Annotated in this window: 21 protein-coding genes; 17 read left to right on the top strand and 4 right to left on the bottom strand. The window is 31.6% G+C overall.

What is annotated here, in order from left to right; translation table 11 throughout:
• The first annotated feature begins 38 nt into the window (after positions 1-38).
• The 14 genes from JHL18_RS01475 to JHL18_RS01410 all read left to right on the top strand — a co-directional run bounded on the left by JHL18_RS01475 (position 39) and on the right by JHL18_RS01410 (position 14364).
• Positions 39-407 carry a TIGR04086 family membrane protein gene (locus JHL18_RS01475; RefSeq protein ID WP_200265862.1) on the top strand — a complete coding sequence of 123 codons (369 nt, stop codon included), beginning with the start codon at positions 39-41 and terminating at the stop codon, positions 405-407.
• Positions 408-476: 69 nt separating this feature from the next.
• A complete protein-coding gene (gene scfA / locus JHL18_RS01470) occupies positions 477-614 on the top strand; it encodes a six-cysteine ranthipeptide SCIFF (protein ID WP_128212712.1) in 138 nt (45 codons plus the stop codon).
• Between the two features lie 70 nt (positions 615-684).
• Positions 685-2046 (top strand): thioether cross-link-forming SCIFF peptide maturase, encoded by a 1362-nt coding sequence (gene scfB / locus JHL18_RS01465; protein ID WP_200265861.1) that lies wholly within the window; start codon positions 685-687, stop codon positions 2044-2046.
• Positions 2047-2122: 76 nt separating this feature from the next.
• Positions 2123-3388, top strand: a complete 1266-nt coding sequence (secD, locus tag JHL18_RS01460; protein ID WP_200265860.1) for a protein translocase subunit SecD — start codon at positions 2123-2125, stop codon at positions 3386-3388.
• Between the two features lie 5 nt (positions 3389-3393).
• Positions 3394-4263: a protein translocase subunit SecF gene (gene secF, locus JHL18_RS01455; RefSeq protein WP_200265859.1), complete on the top strand. Its 870-nt coding sequence runs from the start codon at positions 3394-3396 to the stop codon at positions 4261-4263.
• 148 nt (positions 4264-4411) lie between these two features.
• Complete coding sequence (locus JHL18_RS01450) at positions 4412-5263, top strand: DHH family phosphoesterase (RefSeq protein WP_200265858.1); 852 nt, start codon at positions 4412-4414, stop codon at positions 5261-5263.
• A gap of 38 nt (positions 5264-5301) precedes the next feature.
• Positions 5302-5820, top strand: a complete 519-nt coding sequence (locus JHL18_RS01445) for an adenine phosphoribosyltransferase (RefSeq protein WP_200265857.1) — start codon at positions 5302-5304, stop codon at positions 5818-5820.
• Positions 5821-6001: 181 nt separating this feature from the next.
• The gene (locus tag JHL18_RS01440; RefSeq protein ID WP_200265856.1) at positions 6002-8185 is read left to right on the top strand and encodes a RelA/SpoT family protein; all 2184 of its coding nucleotides are present in this window, start codon (positions 6002-6004) and stop codon (positions 8183-8185) included.
• Between the two features lie 15 nt (positions 8186-8200).
• Positions 8201-8650, top strand: a complete 450-nt coding sequence (dtd, locus tag JHL18_RS01435; RefSeq protein ID WP_200265855.1) for a D-aminoacyl-tRNA deacylase — start codon at positions 8201-8203, stop codon at positions 8648-8650.
• Positions 8651-8662: 12 nt separating this feature from the next.
• On the top strand, positions 8663-9262 hold the full coding sequence (locus tag JHL18_RS01430) for an MBL fold metallo-hydrolase (RefSeq protein ID WP_200265854.1): 600 nt from the start codon (positions 8663-8665) through the stop codon (positions 9260-9262).
• Positions 9263-9288: 26 nt separating this feature from the next.
• On the top strand, positions 9289-10713 hold the full coding sequence (locus JHL18_RS01425; protein WP_200265853.1) for a coproporphyrinogen III oxidase: 1425 nt from the start codon (positions 9289-9291) through the stop codon (positions 10711-10713).
• A 16-nt stretch (positions 10714-10729) separates the two neighbouring features.
• Positions 10730-11986 (top strand): histidine--tRNA ligase, encoded by a 1257-nt coding sequence (gene hisS / locus JHL18_RS01420; RefSeq protein WP_200265852.1) that lies wholly within the window; start codon positions 10730-10732, stop codon positions 11984-11986.
• An 11-nt stretch (positions 11987-11997) separates the two neighbouring features.
• A complete protein-coding gene (gene aspS, locus JHL18_RS01415) occupies positions 11998-13782 on the top strand; it encodes an aspartate--tRNA ligase (RefSeq protein ID WP_200265851.1) in 1785 nt (594 codons plus the stop codon).
• Positions 13783-14067: 285 nt separating this feature from the next.
• A complete protein-coding gene (locus tag JHL18_RS01410) occupies positions 14068-14364 on the top strand; it encodes a metal-sensitive transcriptional regulator (protein ID WP_200265850.1) in 297 nt (98 codons plus the stop codon).
• Between the two features lie 184 nt (positions 14365-14548).
• Here the strand turns inward: JHL18_RS01410 and JHL18_RS01405 are convergent, their stop codons facing one another.
• Positions 14549-15016, bottom strand: a complete 468-nt coding sequence (locus tag JHL18_RS01405) for a threonine/serine exporter family protein (protein WP_200265849.1) — start codon at positions 15014-15016, stop codon at positions 14549-14551.
• A gap of 1 nt (position 15017) precedes the next feature.
• Positions 15018-15785, bottom strand: coding sequence for a threonine/serine exporter family protein (locus tag JHL18_RS01400; protein ID WP_200265848.1), 768 nt, complete (start codon positions 15783-15785; stop codon positions 15018-15020).
• 530 nt (positions 15786-16315) lie between these two features.
• Between JHL18_RS01400 and glyA the strand changes: the two genes are divergently transcribed.
• From glyA to ymfI, 3 genes are all read left to right on the top strand, one after another.
• Positions 16316-17551: a serine hydroxymethyltransferase gene (gene glyA / locus JHL18_RS01395; RefSeq protein ID WP_200265847.1), complete on the top strand. Its 1236-nt coding sequence runs from the start codon at positions 16316-16318 to the stop codon at positions 17549-17551.
• Between the two features lie 241 nt (positions 17552-17792).
• Positions 17793-18728, top strand: coding sequence for a dipeptidase (locus JHL18_RS01390; protein WP_200265846.1), 936 nt, complete (start codon positions 17793-17795; stop codon positions 18726-18728).
• Positions 18729-18787: 59 nt separating this feature from the next.
• Positions 18788-19531 carry an elongation factor P 5-aminopentanone reductase gene (gene ymfI, locus JHL18_RS01385; protein WP_200265845.1) on the top strand — a complete coding sequence of 248 codons (744 nt, stop codon included), beginning with the start codon at positions 18788-18790 and terminating at the stop codon, positions 19529-19531.
• A 56-nt stretch (positions 19532-19587) separates the two neighbouring features.
• Here ymfI and JHL18_RS01380 read toward each other — a convergent pair whose 3' ends face one another.
• Both JHL18_RS01380 and JHL18_RS01375 read right to left on the bottom strand, forming a co-directional pair.
• Positions 19588-21099 (bottom strand): sensor histidine kinase, encoded by a 1512-nt coding sequence (locus tag JHL18_RS01380; RefSeq protein ID WP_200265844.1) that lies wholly within the window; start codon positions 21097-21099, stop codon positions 19588-19590.
• A complete protein-coding gene (locus JHL18_RS01375) occupies positions 21096-21770 on the bottom strand; it encodes a response regulator (protein WP_200265843.1) in 675 nt (224 codons plus the stop codon). Before JHL18_RS01375 ends, JHL18_RS01380 begins: the two co-directional genes overlap by 4 nt.
• Positions 21771-21863 lie beyond the last annotated feature (93 nt).

The raw sequence follows: 21863 nt of genomic DNA, 5'->3' as shown, positions 1-21863 counted from the left end.
TTGTCCACATAGAATTTAGTGGATAGGGGGTGTTTATTTTGGAGTGGAGCAGATATTTTGCAAATGTTGCAAAAGGAGTTTTGAGAGCGCTCATTGCTACTATGATTTTTGTTGTAATAATTAGTATAATAATGAGCTTTAGTTTACTAAGTCTTAAAGCCTTAAGCGTGATGTGGGTAGTTATCACTTGCTTAAGTATTTTACTAGGTGCTATATACTCTTCCCGTAAGAACGGTGAAAAAGGTTGGCTTGTAGGATTTGGTGTTGGTCTTTGCTATTTTATTATTGTTTTGATTATCTCCGCTGTGTTTAAAGGTAATATTGCTTTGTCAATAAATGACCTTTGGAGAGGTCTACTTGCTTTGGCAGTAGGAGCATTATCTGGAATGTTAGGAATAAATCTATAAAAAGTCTTTATTATACCTATTTTATGTGATATAATAACGTGGTAATCGAATAGAATGGAGGAGTATGAAATGAAGCATATTAAAACAATAAACAGATCAAGCCTTAAGAACAGTCTTTGTAAGCCAGGATGTAAGGAATGTGCTAATTCATGCCAATCAGCGTGTAAGACTTCATGTACAGTAGCTAACTTAGCGTGTGAAAATTAATTATAAAATAATGAAGTAGTGGCAGTAACTTTTAAGTTACTGCCATAAATCTAGTTAGGAGGAATTTAAATTGGCATTAATCCACAAATTTACTAAAGGTAATGAATATTATGTGATTGATGTAAATTCTGGCAGCGTTCATATAGTTGACAAGCTTATTTATGATCTTATAGATGATGAGAAGTTAAGAGATAGAGAGCAATTAATAAATGATTTTTCAGGAATTTACACAAAGGAAGAAATAGAAGAAGCTTTTTATGATATAAATGAATTAATTGAGGAAGGTATGTTATATTCTAAGGATTTATATGAGGATATAGCAATGAGTGATAGAGATGATAGCTACATAAAAGCCCTTTGCTTAAATGTAGTGCATGATTGTAACCTTAGATGCAAATACTGTTTTGCAGATGAAGGCGAGTATAAAGGTTGCAGAAAACCAATGAGTGCAGAAACAGGTAAAAAGGCAATAGATTGGGTTATAAAGAAGTCAGGCCCAAGAAAAAATATAGAAGTGGATCTTTTCGGTGGTGAACCACTTATGGTATTTGATACTATTAAAGAAATAGTTGATTATGCTAGAGTACAAGAGAAGATACATAAAAAGAATATTCGATTTACAATGACAACAAATGCAACATTATTAAATGATGAAATAATGGAATATATTGATAAAAATATGGGGAATATAATACTGTCTATAGATGGTAGGAAAAATATCAATGATGCTGTAAGAGTAAGAGTAGATGGAAGTGGCAGTTACGATAGAATATTACCTAAAATAAAGCAAATGGTGGATAAGAGAGATAAGTCTAAGCAATATTATGCTAGAGGTACTTTCACAAGAAATAATACAGATTTCTTTGAAGATGTAATGGCTTTAGCTAATGAAGGATTTAAAGAAATATCCATAGAACCAGTTGTTCTTCCTGATGAACATGAACTTTCACTCAGAAGAGAAGATTTACCAGTTATATTTGATCAATATGATAAACTTTATGATGAAATGGTTAAAAGGTATAAAGATGGAAAAGACCAATTTACATTCTATCATTTTAATATTGATTTAAATGGTGGACCATGTGTATATAAGAGAATATCTGGATGTGGTGCAGGGCATGAATATGTTGCTATAACCCCTGATGGAGAAATTTACCCATGTCATCAATTTGTAGGAAATAAGGATTTCCTTATCGGTAACTTAGATACTTTAGAAATTGATAGCGATTTAGAACAAGAATTTAAAACAGCGCATATTTACAATAAACCAAAATGCAAAGAATGTTGGGCAAGATTTTATTGCAGCGGTGGTTGTCAAGCAAACAACTTTAACTTCAATGGCGATATACATGTACCATATGAAATAGGTTGTGAGATGCAAAAAAAGAGAATTGAGTGCGCGATTGCTCTAAAAGCTGTTACAATGGAATAGAAACCTCCCATTTATTGACATAATGTGGGGCAGGTATTATAATTTAGTGTATGAGAATTAACAGAGGGGGATAAAAATGAAAACAAAAGGCAAAGGCAAAAGTATTATACTTTTTACTCTCTGCGTTGCAGGAATATTTTTTCTAGCATTCGCAGGCTTTCATGGTCTTGTTGTCGGTTCTGGGTCAAACCAGTGGGAATTCAAATCATTTGAAAAGTCAATTACAAAAGGGTTGGATTTACAAGGTGGAGTTTCCGTAGTTATGGAAATCCAATCAGACAAAACAGTTAGTAAAGATGATCTTGATAAAACAAAAGAAATGCTTTCTCTTAGAGTTAACAAAGCTGGTGTTGCTGAAACAGTTGTAACAACTGAAGGTAACAAAAGAATTAGAGTTGATATTCCAGGACAATATGATTCTAAGAGTATTGTAGACAGCTTAAGTAAAACTGGAGAGTTAAGTTTTAAAGATCCTGACGGAAATGTGTTACTAACTGGTAAGGATGTTAAAAAAGCAACTTCAGGAACAGATCAACAAACAGGACAAATAATTGTATCATTAGAATTTAATGATGCTGGAAAGAAAAAATTTGCTGATGCAACTACAAAGCTTATTGGAAAGCAGATTTCAATATCAATGGATGAAGACGTTCTTACAAGCCCAGTGGTTCAAAATGCAATTATAGATGGAAAAGCTCAAATTACTGGAAATAAAACAGCTGAAGAAGCTAATAAAATAGCTGCAATAATAAATGCAGGGGCACTTCCAATGCCTGTAAAAGCAGTGTCTACTCAAACTGTAGGTGCTCAGCTTGGTGCAAATGCATTACCTAATGCATTAAAAGCAGGAGCTGTGGGAATAGGTATCATATTTGCGTTTATGCTTTTATACTACAGAGGACCAGGATTAATTGCATGTCTTGGATTAACTTTATTTATAGCGCTTGTTTTATTCACGTTTATAGGTGTTGGAGTTACTCTTACATTACCTGGTATAGCTGCACTTTTGCTTACTATAGGTATGGCGGTAGATGCAAATGTACTTATGTTTGAAAGAATTAGAGAAGAAATAAGAACTGGAAAGTCAATAAAAACATCAGTTAAAGCTGGTTTCCACAACGCTATGTCATCAATAGTTGACTCAAATTTAACTACCATAATTTCATCACTTGTATTATATTTCTTAGGGTCAGGACCTGTAAAAGGATTTGCTCTTACACTTTTAATAGGTGTTATTTTAAGTATGTTTACTGCTATTGTAATAGTTAGGCTATTAATGAATTTAGCAGTAAATGCTGGGTTCTTAAACAAACCATCGTTATTTAGAGTTAAGAGGGGGTAAAGCAGATGTTTAAGATTATTGAGAAAACAAAAATATGGTTTATTTCCTCTTTATTAATAATAGCGATTGGTAGTGGCTTTATGATTTATAGAGGTGGATTGAACTTTGGAATAGACTTTAGAGGCGGTACGCAAATAACAATAGACTTCAAAAAGTCTTTTGACAAAGCGGAAGTTGATACGATAGTAAAGAAATATTTGGATGATGCTGTTACAAATACTGTTAATGATACTCAGCTAGAAGTAAAAACAAAATATATGGATACCACTAAAGTTGGTAACTTGACAAAGGACTTGAAAGATAAGTACAAGATTGAAGATAAAGAGTTTACTAAACAAGAAATAGGTCAGTCAGTTGGTAGTGAGCTTACTAAAAATTCTTTTATTGCATTAGGAATATCGTTAGTAGTAATACTATTATATGTTGCAGTAAGATTTGAGTTTAATTTTGGTATAGCATCAATTGCAGCGTTGGTTCACGACGTGCTAATAACTTTAACTGTATACTCGGTATTTAATATACCAGTTAACACTCCGTTTATAGCAGCAATTCTTACAATAATAGGTTATTCTATGAGTGATACAATAGTAATTTTTGATAGAATAAGAGAAAATACTAAGAAATATAGAAGAATGCATTATGTTGAACTTGCTAATAGAAGTATAACTCAGACTTTTGCAAGATCAATTAATACTGCATTGACTACGTTAATAACAACAAGTGCAGTTTACTTCTTTGTACCTTCTGTAAGAGATTTTGCTTTCCCTCTTATAATAGGTATAGTTTCAGGTGCTTATTCATCAATATTCATAGCAAGTCCAGTTTGGGTTATGCTTAAGAATAGAAAAGAAAAAGCTAAAGTAAAGACAGCTTAGAATTACTTTTTTTATCACATAATTTGACAAAAAGTTGCAGACCTTCACGTAAATTGTGGAGGTCTGTCATATTTTCTCCAAAAGTGTTTGTCAAAACTACAAATTTAAATTATAATATAGTTGTTTTCTATTTTTGGAGGAGTTAGTCATGGAAAAATTTTGGGAGAGCATTTATCGCCCTAGCTATATAACTGGATATAATCCATTTATAATAAAAAATATGAATAAGGCCATAGAAAGATTGGTTAAAGCAATAAACCTAAGAGAAAAGATCGTTATATACTCAGGTTGCGATGTTGATGGTTTGTGCGGCTTAGCCTCCCTTTTACTTGTTTTAAAATACTTAAATGCAGATGTTGAGTATTATGTAAGTGATGAAAAAAACAATTCGCACAATTTAGAGACTGAAACTCTAAAAAATCACATACATTTTTTAGGAGCAGAACTTCTTATAACTGTTGGCTGTGGCATAGAATCAAAAGAACAAGAAATTCTCTGTAATAATCTAGGTATAGATTTAATTGTTACAGAAAATAGAAGATTGAAACCTGATTTCCGAGCAATTTATATAAATCCAAGTCAAGAAGGATGCTCGTATAGATATAAAAGTTTATCTGCTTCTGGAGTGACTTTTAAGTTGATGCAAGCAATTGCAATATATTATAATATGAAGAGTATAAATAGATATTTGGACTTGATTTTAATTGGAACAATTTCATCTGAAGCAGAGGACAAAGGAGAAAATTCTATTTTTATTAAGGAAGGAGCTAACTTTCTTAATAATACCAATAATTATGGACTAAGAGCAATAATGGAATTCTATAATATTGTTGAATTTAATTATGACAGTATAAGAAAAATAATAGATGTTATAACTCCTGCAATTGGGGCTGTGGACAAGAAGGACAATGCTAGAATTGTTGTAGAGCTTTTAACGACCAATGATATATCAAGAGCAAGACAAATAACAAAGTACTTATATAATGAAAAGATTAGATAAAATTACATAATCAATTAATAATTATTGGAGGAATAAAAATGGATATTAAAAGTAAAATTAGAATAATTGATAACTTTCCTAAGGAAGGAATAAGCTTTAAGGATATTACAACTTTAATAGGTGATGGAGAAGGTTTAAGAGCTTCAATTGATGAGATTGCTAACTACTTAAAGGAAAAGCAAATTGATGTTGTGGTAGGACCTGAAGCTAGAGGATTTATTTTTGGAGTTCCAGTTGCATATGCATTAGGAGTTGGTTTTGTTCCAGTTAGAAAAAAGGGTAAGCTTCCTTTTGACACTGTAGCGGTAGAATATGAACTAGAATATGGTAAGGATTGCTTAGAGATTCATAAGGATTCTATAAAACCAGGTGCAAGAGTTGCCATTGTAGATGATTTATTAGCTACAGGAGGTACTATTGGTGCGGTTGCTAAGCTTATAGAACAAGTTGGTGGTGAAGTAGTATCACTTGCTTTTGCTATAGAACTTACTGATCTTAACGGAAGAGATAAACTTAAGAATTATGATATAACATCTTTAGTTCAGTATGATGTGTAAAAAAATTCACTAAACAGTTAATACTAAGAAAAATATATAATAACAAAACATGCATCTATATATTCATTGAAAAATCGATATATATATAATATAATAGTAGATATATTTGTGGCTGGTTAATAAACCAGCCTTTGACTTTAGATACGGAATTTAACAATTATGAACGAGGAGTGTAATTCGTATGCTTGATATTTTAATTGATAAAGTTAAACATAACTGTAATAACGTAGATCTAGCACTTATAGAAAAAGCATATAATTTGGCTGCAGATGCGCACAAAACCCAAAAGAGAGAATCTGGTGAACCATACATAATTCATCCTGAGAGTGTAGCTTCAATACTGGCAGAGTTAGGTATGGATACAAATACTATAGCTGCAGGACTTTTGCATGATGTTATAGAAGATACGAATTATACTTATAATGATATAAAAAACATGTTCAATGAGGAAGTGGCTAATCTTGTTGAAGGTGTAACTAAGCTTGATATGATTAGATATAAGACAAAAGAGGAACAACAGGCTGATAATGTAAGAAAGATGCTTCTTGCGATGGCAAAAGATATAAGAGTGATTATTATAAAGCTTGCTGATAGACTTCATAATATGAGAACTTTAAAGTTTATGCCTGAAGAAAAACAAAAGGAAAAAGCTAAGGAAACCTTAGATATTTTTGCACCTCTCGCTCATAGACTTGGTATGTCTAAAATAAAGTGGGAACTTGAGGATTTAGCGTTTAGATATCTACATTCTGAGGAATATTATGATTTAGTAAAACAAATTGCTGAAAAAAGAGCAGAGAGAGAAAACTATATTGAAAGTATAATAAATGAACTTACTGAAAACCTAGAAAATGCAGGTATAGACTCAGATATAGATGGGAGACCAAAACATTTTTATAGCATATATAGAAAAATGGTAAATAAGAACAAGAATATAGAGCAAATCTTTGATCTTACTGCCATAAGAATCTTAGTAAATTCTGTTAAGGATTGTTATGCAGCTTTAGGTATAGTTCATACAATTTATAAGCCATTACCAGGCAGATTTAAGGATTATATAGCTATGCCTAAACCTAACATGTATCAATCTCTTCATACTACTGTAATAGGTCATCAAGGAAAGACTTTTGAAATCCAAATTAGGACCTTTGAAATGCATAAAACTGCTGAATATGGTATAGCTGCACATTGGAAGTATAAAGAAGGTGCGGCAGAAGGTAGAGAAGATTCTTTTGAAACTAAACTTTCTTGGCTTAGAGATATGCTTGAATGGCAGAAGGACACTGCAGACGCAGAAGAATTCATGGAAGGCTTCAAGATGGACTTATTTTCAGATGAAATATTTGTCTTTACCCCAAAAGGAATTGTTATAAGTTTACCAAATGATGCAACGCCAATTGACTTTGCATATAAGATACATACTGATGTAGGGAATAAGTGTGTAGGATCAAAAGTAAACGGTAAAATGGTTCCTCTGGATTATAGATTAAAAACTGGTGAAATAGTTGAAATCCTTACATCATCAGTTGCCAAGGGACCAAATATTGACTGGCTTAATATTGCTACAAGTAATCAAGCTAAGAGCAAGATAAAACAGTGGTTTAAGAGAGCAAAAAGAGAAGAAAATATAGATAAAGGTAAAGACATTATAGAACGTGAAGCAAAAAAACAACTTGTAAATTTTGTAGACCTTTTAAAAGGTGAAGGCTATGAAAAACTCTTAAAGAAGTATAACAATCTTAGAAATGTAGATGATATATATGCTGCTGTTGGTATTGGTATGGTATCTGCATCTACAATAATATCTAGATTGAAAGAATATAATGTTACTGATAAGACAGTACAATCTAATGAGCAGATAACAAAGAGCATAGAAGAACATATATCAAAAGGTGAAAGAGTACATAAAAAAGATATTAATTATGGAATAACTGTAAAAGGTGAAAGTAATTTGATGGTCCGTTTTGCTAAGTGTTGTAATCCAGTGCCAGGTGATGAAGTGGTTGGATTTATTACAAGAGGTAGAGGGATTTCGGTACATAGAAAAGATTGCACTAACTTTAAAACAATAATGAGCGAAGAACCAGAAAAGATAGTTGAAGTAAACTGGGGTGGAGCAAAAGGTGCTTATACAGCTGAAATTCAAGTTAGGTCAGAAGATAGAGATGGGCTTCTTGCTGATATTATGACTGTGATTACAGAATCAAAGCTTCCACTAAATGGACTGAATGCAAATTCAACTAAGACCAATACAGCTTTAATAAATATTAAAGTAAAGATAGATAATGTGGAGCAACTTAAAGAACTAATGAGAAAGATTAGAAAACTCAAAGGTGTTCTAGATGTATATAGAATGAATAGTTAAATAGGATGTGATAGAATGAGAGCAGTTGTTCAAAGAGTAAGTAGCTCTTCTGTTGCTGTTGACAATAATGTTGTAGGTAAAATAGCTGTTGGTTTTAACGTGCTTCTAGGTATAAGTAAAGAAGATAATGTTGATGACCTAAAGTACATAAAGGATAAAATTATAAATCTTAGAGTATTTGAAGATGAAAATGGAAAAATGAATAAATCTCTTCAAGATGTGAAGGGCGAACTTCTTTTAATATCTCAGTTTACTTTATATGGTGACTGTAGAAAAGGAAGAAGACCTAATTTCATGGAGGCGCTTGCAGGAGAGGAAGCAAAAAAACTTTATGATATGTTCGTTGACATGTGCAAATGTGAAGATATAAAAGTAGAAACAGGAGTATTTGGAGCAGATATGAAAGTTCAGATATTAAATGATGGGCCGGTAACTTTGATGCTCGATAGTAAAAAGAATTTTTAAGGAGGTCTTGATATGGATGTAGCTAGAATCACAGTAGGCTCAAATTTTGAAAATTGCTATATTGTTATAAATGACGAGACTAATGAAGGTATAATTATAGATCCAGGTGCAGACAGTGAAAAGATAATAGATTTTATAGAATCTAAAAATATAAAACCTGTAGTTATTTTAATAACCCATGGACATTTTGACCATACTGGGGCAGTTATAGATATTAGGGATAAGTACGGAATAGAGTTTTATATAAATGAGCTTGACGAACAACTTATTCAGAAGAAAACTTATATTTATGGAGATTTGCCGATAGCTAATCACTATCTAACTGATGAACAAGAGTTAGAATTTGCAGGAATTAAACTTAAATGTATCCACACACCAGGTCATACTCCAGGTGGAATAAGCTTCTTAATAGGCGACATACTTATATGTGGTGATACTTTATTCCAGCAGTCATTAGGAAGAACTGACTTTACAGGTGGAGATTTTGCAACTTTAATAAATAGTATCACAAAAAAGCTTATGGTTTTAGATGATTCTGTAAGAGTATTGCCAGGTCATGGGGATACTACAACTATAGGATTCGAAAGAAGTAATAATCCATTTTTAGAATAGTTTATACCTTTATGTTAGGAGCGCATATGGAAATTAAGATAAAACTAAATGATGAAAAGTATAGATATGATATATATCAAATGTTTAATATTTTCTTCACCTTTCAAGACATTTCTTTTGTTAAGGAGGGTGAAGATTTCTGCGTGTCTATAAATGGTGATTATATGGAATTACTTAAAGACCAAGAAATTCTTTTTAAAGGAAATATAAAAGACGGTAAAAAAGAGGAAATGAAGAAAAGTATTTTTACTGCTTTATCAAGCCTTACTGGAGAAAAATATCCGTGGGGAACAATGATTGGAATAAGACCTAGTAAGAGAGCACTGAAGCTTATAAACGAAGGTGTTTCAGAAGAGGAGATAATAAAACATTATTCTGATGAGTTTTTGGTGGAAAAAGAAAAAGCTGAACTTTGTATCGAAGTGGCTAAGTATGAAGAAAAATTTGTAAATAAAGATTCAAAAACCATCAGTATATATGTTGGAATGCCATTTTGTCCTACAAGATGTTTATATTGTTCCTTTGCATCTAATCCAATAGGTGGATGTAAAAAGCAAGTTGATCCTTATCTAGATGCCCTCTCAAAAGAGATTGCTTCAATTAAAGATTATGTTAAAAGCAAAGAGTTGATTATTGAAACTGTATACTTTGGTGGGGGTACACCTACAGCAGTAGACGATGAACAGTTTGAAGATATAATGAAGAAAGTTTATGAAAGCTTTGTTTTAGATAACAATATTAAAGAATTTACAGTAGAGTGTGGAAGACCTGACAGTATAACTTCAAAAAAACTCGAAACGATGAGAAGATATTCAGTAGATAGAATAAGTATAAATCCTCAGACTATGAATGATGTTACTTTAAAGGAAATAGGTAGAAATCACACTGTAGATGATGTAATAGACAAATTTAATCTTGCCAGAAGTTTAGGCTTTGATAATATAAATATGGATATTATTGTTGGATTGCCAAATGAAGGGTTGAAAGAAGTAGAAAATACCTATAGAAGAATCCTTGAGTTAAAACCAGAAAGTTTAACAGTACATGGAATGTCTATAAAGAGGAGCTCTAGGCTGCATGAGAATTTAGTCTTAAAACAGACTATACATATTCCAAAGCAAGAAGAGCTTAATAAAATGTACAAAGAAACAAAAAAGTTGGCTGAAGATTTAGGTATGCACCCATACTATATGTATAGGCAAAAAAATATGGTTGGAAACATGGAGAACGTAGGATATTCAAACGCTGATAAAGAATGCATATATAATATTCAAATGATTGAAGATAGTCAAACCATTATAGCACTTGGGGCAGATGCAGTCTCAAAAGTGGTGTTTTTAGATGAAAATAGAATAGAGCGATTTGGAAATGTTAAGGATGTTAAAGAATATATAAATAGAATTGACGAAATGATAGAAGGCAAAATAGCCTTATTTAACACATTATATTAGTTTTGGAGGTAGTAACATGTCATCAATACAGGCACCTAAAGGAACCAAGGATATGCTGCCAAGTGACGCATATAAATGGCATTATGCAGAAGAAAAGTTTAGAAAGTTATCAAAAGAATATGGCATAAGAGAAATAAGAACTCCTATGTTTGAACATACAGAATTATTCTTAAGAGGGGTTGGAGAGACTACTGATATAGTTCAAAAGGAAATGTATACTTTTGAAGATAAAGGTGGAAGAAGTGTGACTTTAAAGCCAGAAGGAACTGCGCCAGCAGTTAGAGCTTTTATTGAAAGTAGCTTGTATGCAGATGCACAGCCTACAAAGCTTTATTATTTTACTCCTGCATTTAGATATGAAAATGTTCAAAAAGGAAGACTAAGACAGTTTCATCAATATGGGATAGAAGTATTTGGGTCTAAAGAAGCATCAATAGATGCTGAAATTATATCACTTGCAATGAGAGCTTTAGAAGAGTTTGGACTAAATGATCTTAGTTTAAATATAAACAGTTTGGGCTGTCCACACTGTAGAGAGAAGTTTAATAACGCACTTAAAGAGTATCTTAAGGAAAATTACGACAATCTTTGTGCAACCTGTAAAACTAGATTTGAAAGAAATCCAATGAGAATACTTGACTGTAAAGAGCACAAGTGTAAGGGAATCACTGAAAAGGCTCCAACTATACTGGATTTTATTTGTGAAGAGTGCAATACTCATTTTGATAATTTAAAAGGATACTTAGATGCATTAGGAATAAAATATAATGTTGATTCTAAAATCGTAAGAGGCTTAGATTATTATACAAAAACAGTTTTTGAGATAATCCATGATGGATTAACAGTTTGTGGTGGAGGAAGATATGATAAGCTGATTGAAGAGATTGGTGGACCTTCAATGCCAGCCTTTGGATTTGGATTAGGACTTGAAAGGCTTCTTATGATAATAGAAAATCAAGGAGTAGAAATCCCAAAACCAATATATATTGATTTATTTGTTGGGTCTATTGGAGAAAAATCTAATTTTGAAGCATTAAAATTGATTTGCGATTTAAGAAAATATGGAATATACTGTGAATGTGATCATATGAAAAAGAGTGTTAAAGCTCAAATGAAATATGCTAATAAAATAGGAGCAAGATTCACTTTAGTATTAGGTGAAGATGAAATTGCTAATAAATCTGCAAAACTTAAAAATATGAATAATGGCGAAGAAAGTATAGTAGATCTTACTGATTTAGATTTCTTAGCTAAATTAATAAAAGAGCAATAGGAGGATACACCATGGGTGAAGCATTACAAGGATTAAAAAGAACCATAATGTGTGGTGAAGTAAGAGAAAGTAATATAGGTGAAAACATAACAGTGATGGGATGGGTTCAAAGAAGAAGAAATTTAGGCGGATTAGAATTCGTAGACTTAAGAGATAGAACAGGAATACTTCAAGTTGTTTTTGGAGATGAGATAAACAGTGAAGCATTTAGCAAAGCTGGCAGTATAAGGTCAGAATACTGTATTGCTGTTACTGGCGAAGTAGTAAAAAGAGAAGCTCCAAACAACAATATTCCAACTGGTATGGTGGAACTTAAGGCTGAGTACATAAAGATATTATCTGAATCAGAAACTCCACCGATATATATAAAAGAAAATTTGGATGCAGCTGAAAATATAAGATTAAAATATAGATATCTTGATTTAAGAAGACCAGATATGCAAAATATATTCAAGATAAGACATAGAGCTACTAAAGCTATCAGAGACTTTTTAGATAATAATGGTTTCTTAGAAGTTGAGACTCCAATACTTACAAAGTCAACTCCAGAAGGAGCTAGAGACTACCTAGTGCCTTCAAGAAATTATCCGGGAATGTTTTATGCATTACCTCAATCACCACAGTTGTTTAAACAACTTTTAATGGTTTCAGGTTTTGATAAATACTTCCAAATAGCTAAATGCTTTAGAGATGAAGATTTAAGAGCTAATAGACAACCTGAATTTACTCAAGTTGACTTAGAGATGAGCTTTGTTGAAGCTGATGATGTAATAGCATTAAATGAGGGCTTAATAGCTCATGTATTTAAAGAAGTTTTAGGTGTAGATGTTAAACTTCCAATAAAGAGAATGACTTTTAAAGAAGGTATGGAAAAGTACGGTTCTGATAAACCAGATTTAAGATTTGGTATGGAGATTACTGATCTTACTGAAGTTGTTAAATTTGCAGAGTTTAAAGTTTTTGCTGATGCAATAGCAAATAACGGATCTGTTAGAGCTCTTAACTTAAAAGGTGGAGCTTCAATGGGAAGAAAAGATATAGATAGATTAGGTGAATTCGTTAAGACGTTCAAAGCTAAAGGATTAGCTTGGATACAACTTAAAGAAGGCGAAGTAAAATCGCCAATAGCTAAGTTCTTAAAGGAAGATGAACTTAAAAACATCATAAATACAATGAATGCTGAAGATGGAGATCTAATTTTAATCGTTGCAGATAGAAACTCTGTAGTTTTCCAAAGTTTAGGTCAACTAAGATTAGAATTAGCTAAGAAGTTTGATTTAGTAAAGGATAAAAATGAATTTAACTTTACTTGGATCACTGAATTCCCACTTTTCGAATATGATGAGGAGGAAGGAAGATACTTTGCAGCACATCATCCATTCACAATGCCAATGGATGAAGATATTGAGTTCCTAAATTCAGATCCAGGAAAAGTAAGAGCTAAGGCTTATGACTTAGTTTTAAATGGAGAAGAACTTGGTGGCGGATCTATAAGAATCCACGATACTAAGCTTCAAGAAAAAATGTTTGAAGCACTAGGTTTTACAACTGAATCAGCATGGGAAAAGTTTGGTTTCTTACTTGAAGCCTTTAAGTTTGGACCACCACCTCATGGCGGATTAGCATTTGGTCTTGATAGAATGATAATGTTCTTAGCTGGAACTGATAACATAAAAGATGTTATAACATTCCCTAAGAATCAAAATGCATTCTGTTATTTAACTGAAGCTCCTAACGTTGTTGATGAAAAACAATTAACTGAGCTTGGAATTGCAACTGTAAAAAGTGATAAGTAGACTGATATAAACTAAGGCAGTGACTTATATAAAAATAACTTCAATATTCATTATTGGAGTTATTTTTTTATCCATCAATAATAAAAAAATTATTAGTAAATATAGTGAGAATAAGTTTAAAAATATAGCTTAAATTATAAGTTATATAATGATGCTCATAAGTTTGTAGTTTTAGACATATTTCAAAAGCAATTTGTTGTAATAAAGAAGTTATTTATTGTATAAAAGAGGCGTAGATGATACAATATATACCGTATACTGGTATACTAACAGGAGTGATATATTATGGATGAAATAATTGATGATATCGTAGATGAAAAAAGTGAAAAACTTAAGAAAGATATTTTAGTAAGGCTAAGAAGAATAGAAGGTCAAGTTAAAGGCATTCATGGAATGATAGATAAAAACGTATGCTGTCCAGATGTTCTTGTCCAAATAGCAGCTATAAGAGCGGCTATAAATAAAGTTGGAGCATTAATTATAGAAGATTACGCTAGGAATTGTATGGGTATTCCTAATGATTCAGAAGCAGAAGAAGGTCTACAGCAGCTAATAAAAACAATCAATACCTTTATGAAATAATTGAAAGAATAGGTATGGTTATGTAGTATTAAAATGTTTAATTTTTCTACGATAAATTAAGAGTAGTTAATAGAAATTTGCAAAATAAGTAATTTGCATATAATAAAGGAGTTAGTGCATGTAGTATTTAATGCATTAACTCCTTTTTGAAGCTCTTTAAAGTATTTGCTATGATTAAACTAAATTAATAAGGTCTCCTATTCTTATCTATTATCTGTATATAATGATGTCTAGCAGAGCTAATCAATCTTGTAATTGTTGAAACAAATATTACTCCAAGTGCCAAGGTTCCAGCACTTGCTAAAGTAGTAGCTAAAGTCTGAAATGATTTATTCATATCCCCTCTAATAGCTTCATACATTGTATAATACATTCCTCCACCTGGTACTAGAGGTATAAGAGCACAAATAACTAATGTGGTAACTGGAGTCTTAAGAATTCTGGCACATGATTCAGAATATGCACTGAATACAATTGATGAGATAAATAAGCCAGCTATATCTGAACCTGTTTTCTGCAGAGCAAGTTTATAAATTATCCAGCTTATCATACCGCCAATAGAAGAAAAAACTAAGTTTTTTCCTTTTATATTAAATATAATACCAAATCCGAAGGTAGCAATAAAAGCAGCTATAGTCTCTTTAAATAACATGTTATATACCTCCAAACCTATTAAACCAAAGAATAAGAACAACGCCAGTACCGACAGCTATAGAAATAGCTATTAAGAATGCCTCAGCAGCTCTTGTGAGACCAGAAACTAAGTCTCCAGCAATAGTATCACGTATGGCATTTGTTATTGCTAGACCTGGGACAAGCAACATCACTGAACCTATTATAACTTTATCTATATTAGAACCTATACCTTTACTAACTAAAATTAGAGCCATACCAGCTACAATAGAGCCGCTGATACTATTTATAAAGAAGTCATTTATGTTAAGTTCACTGCAGAAGTTGGAAAATAGCTTTATGACAACTCCAATGATAAATGCAGCGATGAAGTCCTGAGTATTACCACCAAATAGTATGGAAAATGCTGCAGCACCTAAGGCTGAGAAAAATATAGTTACAGGAGCGCTATATCTTTTTCCGTTCTCAATATTTATAAGTTCGTTATAAAATTGGTCTACTGTAAGGTTCAAAGTCTTTATATTACGCGATAAATCATTAACTCTAGAAATTTTTTCTAAGTTTACAGTTCTTCTATGTATTCTCTTTACAAGAGAAGTAGTTTTATGATTTTCATCGGAAACAGAAGACATTATACCTGTTGGTGTAACAAAACTTTCAGCGTATTCAACTCCAAATGCTTTGCATATTCTCCAGATGGTTTCTTCAACTCTGTAAGTTTCACCACCATTCTCTAGTATAATTTGGCCAGCAAATGTGGCTACATGCAAAATTTTATTTATATCCATAATAACCTCATTGAAATTTTATAATTGATTAATAGCGATCTCATAATATTAGCAGTGTTATAGGAATTTGTTGATTTTAAAAGTCATGGTTGCGTGATTTTTGAATAATTATAAATTAATATTAGGTAATGGAACACAATATAAGGTTGTTCACTAAATTTTTAAAGTTCATTTAATCTTATAACCTTATTTATTAGCAGTCTTAAAAACAGTATTATTGAAATTAAAACCCTAAAATTATTATGCCAAAATCACACCAGTTGTATTATAACATATATATTGTAGGAACTTAATTATTTACATAAGATTTAAATAATAATCAAACATAGAGCAGTTTTAATATAAAATTTTTAATATTTATGATGGTTTTGGTAGTAAAGTTTGAAATACCTAAAATAGCATTAATGAGATATTTTAACAATATATATAGGTGAAAATGATTTCATTACAATTTTTATTGGGTAGTTATGTTGATTAAATTCTTATTAAAACATATAATCAATATAAACGAAAGAAATTGGGGTGATTTAATGGATTTTAATAATTTAAAAAACGATGACAAAGAAATATATAATCTGGTAGAAAAAGAACTACATAGACAACAAAATGGAATAGAGCTTATAGCTTCTGAAAATTTTACTAGCGAAGCGGTTATGGAAGCCATGGGATCATATTTAACTAACAAATACGCTGAGGGATATCCAAGCAAAAGATACTATGGTGGATGTCACGTAGTGGATGAAGTAGAAGAAATAGCAAGAGAAAGAGCAAAAAAACTTTTTGGAGCTGAACATGCTAATGTACAGCCACATTCAGGTTCCCAAGCAAACATGGCAGTTTATTTTTCAGTATTAAATCCTGGAGATACAGTTTTAGGAATGGATCTAAGCAATGGCGGACATCTAACTCATGGATCACCAGTTAATTTTTCCGGAAAGTTATTTAAATTTGTATCTTATAAAGTAGATAAAACTACTGAAACGATAAATTATGAAGAAGTTAGAAAGATTGCTTTAGAATGCAAGCCAAAAATGATAGTTTCTGGAGCAAGTGCATACTCAAGAACTCTTGATTTTGAAAAATTTAGAGCTATTGCTGATGAGGTTGGCGCATACTTAATGGTAGATATGGCTCATATTGCTGGCCTTGTAGCCACAGGAGATCATCCATCTCCAGTTCCATATGCTGATTTTGTTACGTCAACAACTCATAAGACTTTAAGAGGTCCAAGAGGTGGATTAATTCTTTGTAAAGAAAAGTATGCAAAGGATATTGATAAAACTATTTTTCCTGGAATGCAAGGTGGACCACTTATGCATATAATTGCTGGGAAAGCTGTTTGTTTCAAGGAAGCATTAGAGCCTTCATTTAAGGAATATACAACTCAAGTCATAAAGAATGCTAAAGTTCTTGGTGAAGAGCTAATTGCTAGAGGTTTTAAATTGGTATCCAACGGTACTGATAATCATTTATTACTTGTAGACTTAAGCAATAAAGATATAACAGGTAAAGAAGCAGAAATACTTCTTGATACTATAGGAATAACAGTAAATAAAAATACAGTGCCAAATGAAACTAGAAGCCCATTTGTAACAAGCGGTGTAAGAATAGGGACTCCTGCAGTTACAACAAGAGGTTTTGTTGAAGCTGATATGAAAGAAATTGCTGAAATAATTGACTACGTAATAACCAATAAGGATGGAGATCTTTCTTTTGCAAAGGAAAAAGTAAAAGTACTTTGTGATAAATATCCATTATATAAATAATTTTTATTAAGCTGATGAATGAACCATTGTAGATCAATATCCACTTAGCCCTCTAAAGTTGTAGGAAGGCTGATGTGATTAGTTGAAGCTGCAGTGGTTCATATTTATTTATCAGTATATTTAGTAATGCTTTGAAATTAAGATGTCCATATCTGTATTTTGATAGTAGTAAAGAGAATTAATAAGGATAGGTACATCTTTAGCACTAAAATGATAAAATAGTATAAAAGGGAGTGATTGTATGAATTTTATTGATTTACACTGTGATACAGCTTTAAAACTACTTGGTGATAAAGATGCTAAATTAAGAGAAAACCAGTTTTCAGTTGACATTATGAAATTAAAGGCTGGTAATGCTAAAGCTCAATTCTTTGCATTATTTTTAGAAAAAGATCAATGTGGGGATATAAAGAATGATTGTATTGATATGTATAAAAGATTGGTTAGTGAATTAGATGAGAATCAATCTGACATAGCTTTAGTTAGAAATTATGATCAGTATTTAAAGTGTCAAAATGAAAATAAGCTAGGAGCTTTTATAACTATAGAAGAAGGCGGAGCAATAGCTGGTGATATAAATAATCTGAAAGAATTTTATGATATGGGAATTAGATTAATAACCTTAACTTGGAACTTTGAAAATGAAATTGGATATCCACATTGCAAAAAAGAATATTCAGATAAGGGATTGAAACCATTTGGTATAGAAGTGATTAAAAAAATGAATGATCTCGGAATGATTATCGATGTATCTCATCTATCTGATGGCGGTTTCTTTGATGTAGCTAAATATTCAACAAAGCCTTTTGTGGCATCACATTCAAATTCTAGAGCTATAAGAAATCATACTAGAAATTTAACAGATGAGATGATTAAAATACTAAGCTCAGCAGGCGGAGTAATGGGATTAAATTTCTGCAGTGGTTTTGTAGGTAAGAGTAAGACTACTAAAATAGAAGATATGGTAGAACATATTAAGCATATAAGAAAAATTGGTGGAATAGAGTGCATAGCTTTAGGTAGTGATTTTGATGGAATAGAAAATGAAGTTGAGATCAAAGATGCAAGTGAAATGGGAAAATTAGCAGAGGCTCTTCTAAAAAATAATTTCTCTTATGATGATGTAGAAAAGATATTTTATAAAAATGCGGAAAGAATTATAAGAGAAGTATTATAGTGAAAGATAGTCAGCGCTACAAACTTTAAGGAGATACAAATTTAGTAGGTGAATAATTTATGAATGATTTAAATGGAAGAGTAGTTATAGTAACTGGAGCTTCAAAAGGTATCGGAAAAGACATAGCGATAAATCTAGCTTCTAAAGGAGCATCAATTGTGGTCAACTATAATAAAGATCATGTAGGGGCAGAGGAAGTTGTTAGTTATATAAAAGAGAATGGTGGCTATGCGGTAGCATTTCAAAGCAATGTAGGAGTATATTTAGAAGCTCAAAAACTGATAGAATTTGCAGCTCAAACCTTTGGCAAAATTGATATTCTTATAAATAATGCAGGTGTTTCCCATATTGGACTATTTATGGATATGAATGAAAATGAAATAGATGGGCTTATAGATACTAACATTAAAGGTGTAATGTATACATCAAAGTTTGTAATTCCATATTTCTTAAGTAAAGGAAAAGGTATAATTATCAATATATCTTCAATATGGGGGCAGTCAGGTGCAGCTTGTGAGGCTATTTATAGTGCAACCAAAGGAGCAGTAAATAGTTTTACTAAAGCCTTAGCAAAAGAACTTGCACCTTCCAAGATAAGAGTAAATGGTGTAGCACCTGGTGTTATAAATACATCAATGAACAAGTGGCTCTCAGAAGAAGAAAAGAGCATGCTCATTGATGAGATTCCAATGTGTAGATTTGGTGAAGGAAATGAGGTTGCCGAAGTCGTAAGCTTTCTATGCGCGGAACAATCATCTTACCTAACAGGTCAAATACTTACAGTAGATGGTGGAATGATTTAAAATAATAAGCCATACATAAATGAGGAAAGATATCTCATACTATGTATGGCTTAATACTATAAATGATCAATGATTTGTTCAGTCTGAGCTGTGCTGCTATTGGATAAATTTAAGTCAAAGAAAAATTCTACTCCATTTGAGGTGTTCCTAACTCCGAAGGTACTATTATGTTGTGTGAGCATCTGTTTAACAATTGCGAGGCCAAGACCACTACTTCCTTCAGAGCGGCTTCTCGCTTTATCAACTCTATAAAATTGAACCCAAACTTTTTCTAAATCATCTTTTTTCAAGAAAGCACCTGTGTTTTCTATGGAGAATAAAGCTTTTGTATTATCAACACCTATGAATATATTTATACTTTCATTTTCGTTAGTATACTTAATGGCATTGGTTAAAAAGTTTGTTATAACACTCTCTATTTTAAATTCATCCCCAACTACCATGATAATATTTTCAGCTGAATAAGATTTATTTATTTTTAAGTTTTTTTCTGTAAAATTGTTTGAGTATTTAAAAAGTATTTCGTTAGTAAGTGATACTATATCAAAAGAGCTTATTTGAAGTTTATTACTATCTGCTTCAAGTCTTGAAAGTTCAAGCATATCCATAACTAGCTTATTCATTTTATTAGATTCATCAATTATTATGTCTAGATAGATATCCTTAGCTTCTCCATCAACAATATTATCCTTCAATCCTTCTGCATATCCTTCTATGATTCCTATTGGAGTCTTTAGTTCATGTGAAACCCCTGCAATAAAATCTTTACGGATCTTTTCAAGTTTACGTTCTTTCTCTATATCTGCTTGTAGTTCTTTGTTTTTACTTCTCAAATCATCTAAAGCATTTGAGAGGTTTTCTGATAAAAAGTTAAGAGTTTTAGCAAGATCGCCTATCTCATCTTCTCTATCTGATATACATTTTTCGGTAAAGTCCATTGAAGACATTTTACGAGCAACCTTATTTAGCCTTTTTAATGGCTTTGATATTAAATCTGAGTATATAAAAGACAGTATAAGACCTATAAAAATCAAGGCAACAAATATATATTTATAAAACTGTCCTATTATTGAAGAGGCTTCTTTAATGCCTTGGAAAGAAAAAACTGTTATTAATATTGAGTCGTTTTTTGTATTAAAAGACATAGGTGTTATGACTACTATATGTTTTATATTATGTTTTTTATCGTCATATACCTGACTTAAAGTTTTTCCTGAAGTAAATATATCTGAGATGTTATCTGGGTTAATTAATGAATTATAAATACTACTTGTTACATCTATACTTTGCTCAGAACCATATATGGCGCTCCCATTTAATGAATATAGGCCTACCAAAGCACTGGTACTATACTGTAAAATGTTTAATCCATTGAGTATTGCATTCTTGTTTGTGGTACCAGAGTAAGAAGTTTTAAAGCTTTCTACATTAGCTATCAGCAGTTTCGTCTTTTTATCAGTATAAAACCGCTCAAAGAAAAACATCTGAAACAATGCAGCGAAAACCATTAAACCTACAATTAGACCAAAGGTTATTATAAAAATTCTCTTTGATATACTTTGCTTCATTCTTTCACCTCGAACTTATATCCACTACCTCTAACAGTAGTTATGAATTCAGATTTATCCAAAAGTTTTTCTCTTAACCTTTTAATATTTGTATCAACAGTTCTTAGATCACCATAATAATCAATTCCCCAAACACTATCTAGTATCTGGTCCCTTGTAAGTGCAATGCCTTCATTGGAAACTAAGTAAATCAATAGATCAAACTCCTTTGGTGATAGGTTTATAGTTTTATCGTAAACCATAACCTCATGGGAAGTTTTATTTATCTTAAGACCGTCGTAGTCCATTATATTAGTATCAGTTTTATTATTAGTTCTTTTTAAAAGAGCTTTTGCCTTGGCTACTAAAACTTTGGGGCTAAATGGTTTTGTTACATAATCATCTGCACCAAGTTCATACCCTAATAATTTATCATCTTCCTCGCTACGAGCTGTAAGCATTATTATAGGAGTTGTAGAAACTTCTCGTATTTTTTTACATACTTCAAATCCGTTAAGTTCAGGCATCATTATATCTAGGATCACTAGATCAATTTTTTCTTCAGAATATATGTTCAATGCTTCTTTACCGTTCTTTGCTTCAAATATTTTAAAGTTCTCTTTTAGGAAATAATCCCTTAAAAGAAAGCGAATTCTTATTTCATCTTCGACAATAAGTAATGTTAAACCCATAATTAAACCTCCTTGAAACTTTTACAATTTAATTATACCTAAGAAATGTGTCAATATATAGACAACGAATATAATTATTCAAACAATATTATA

Source organism: Clostridium yunnanense (assembly GCF_016595795.1).
GTDB lineage: Bacteria > Bacillota > Clostridia > Clostridiales > Clostridiaceae > Clostridium_AR > Clostridium_AR yunnanense.
Note: the sequence above shows the minus strand (reverse complement) of the source record. Positions and strands in the feature narration are given on the sequence as shown.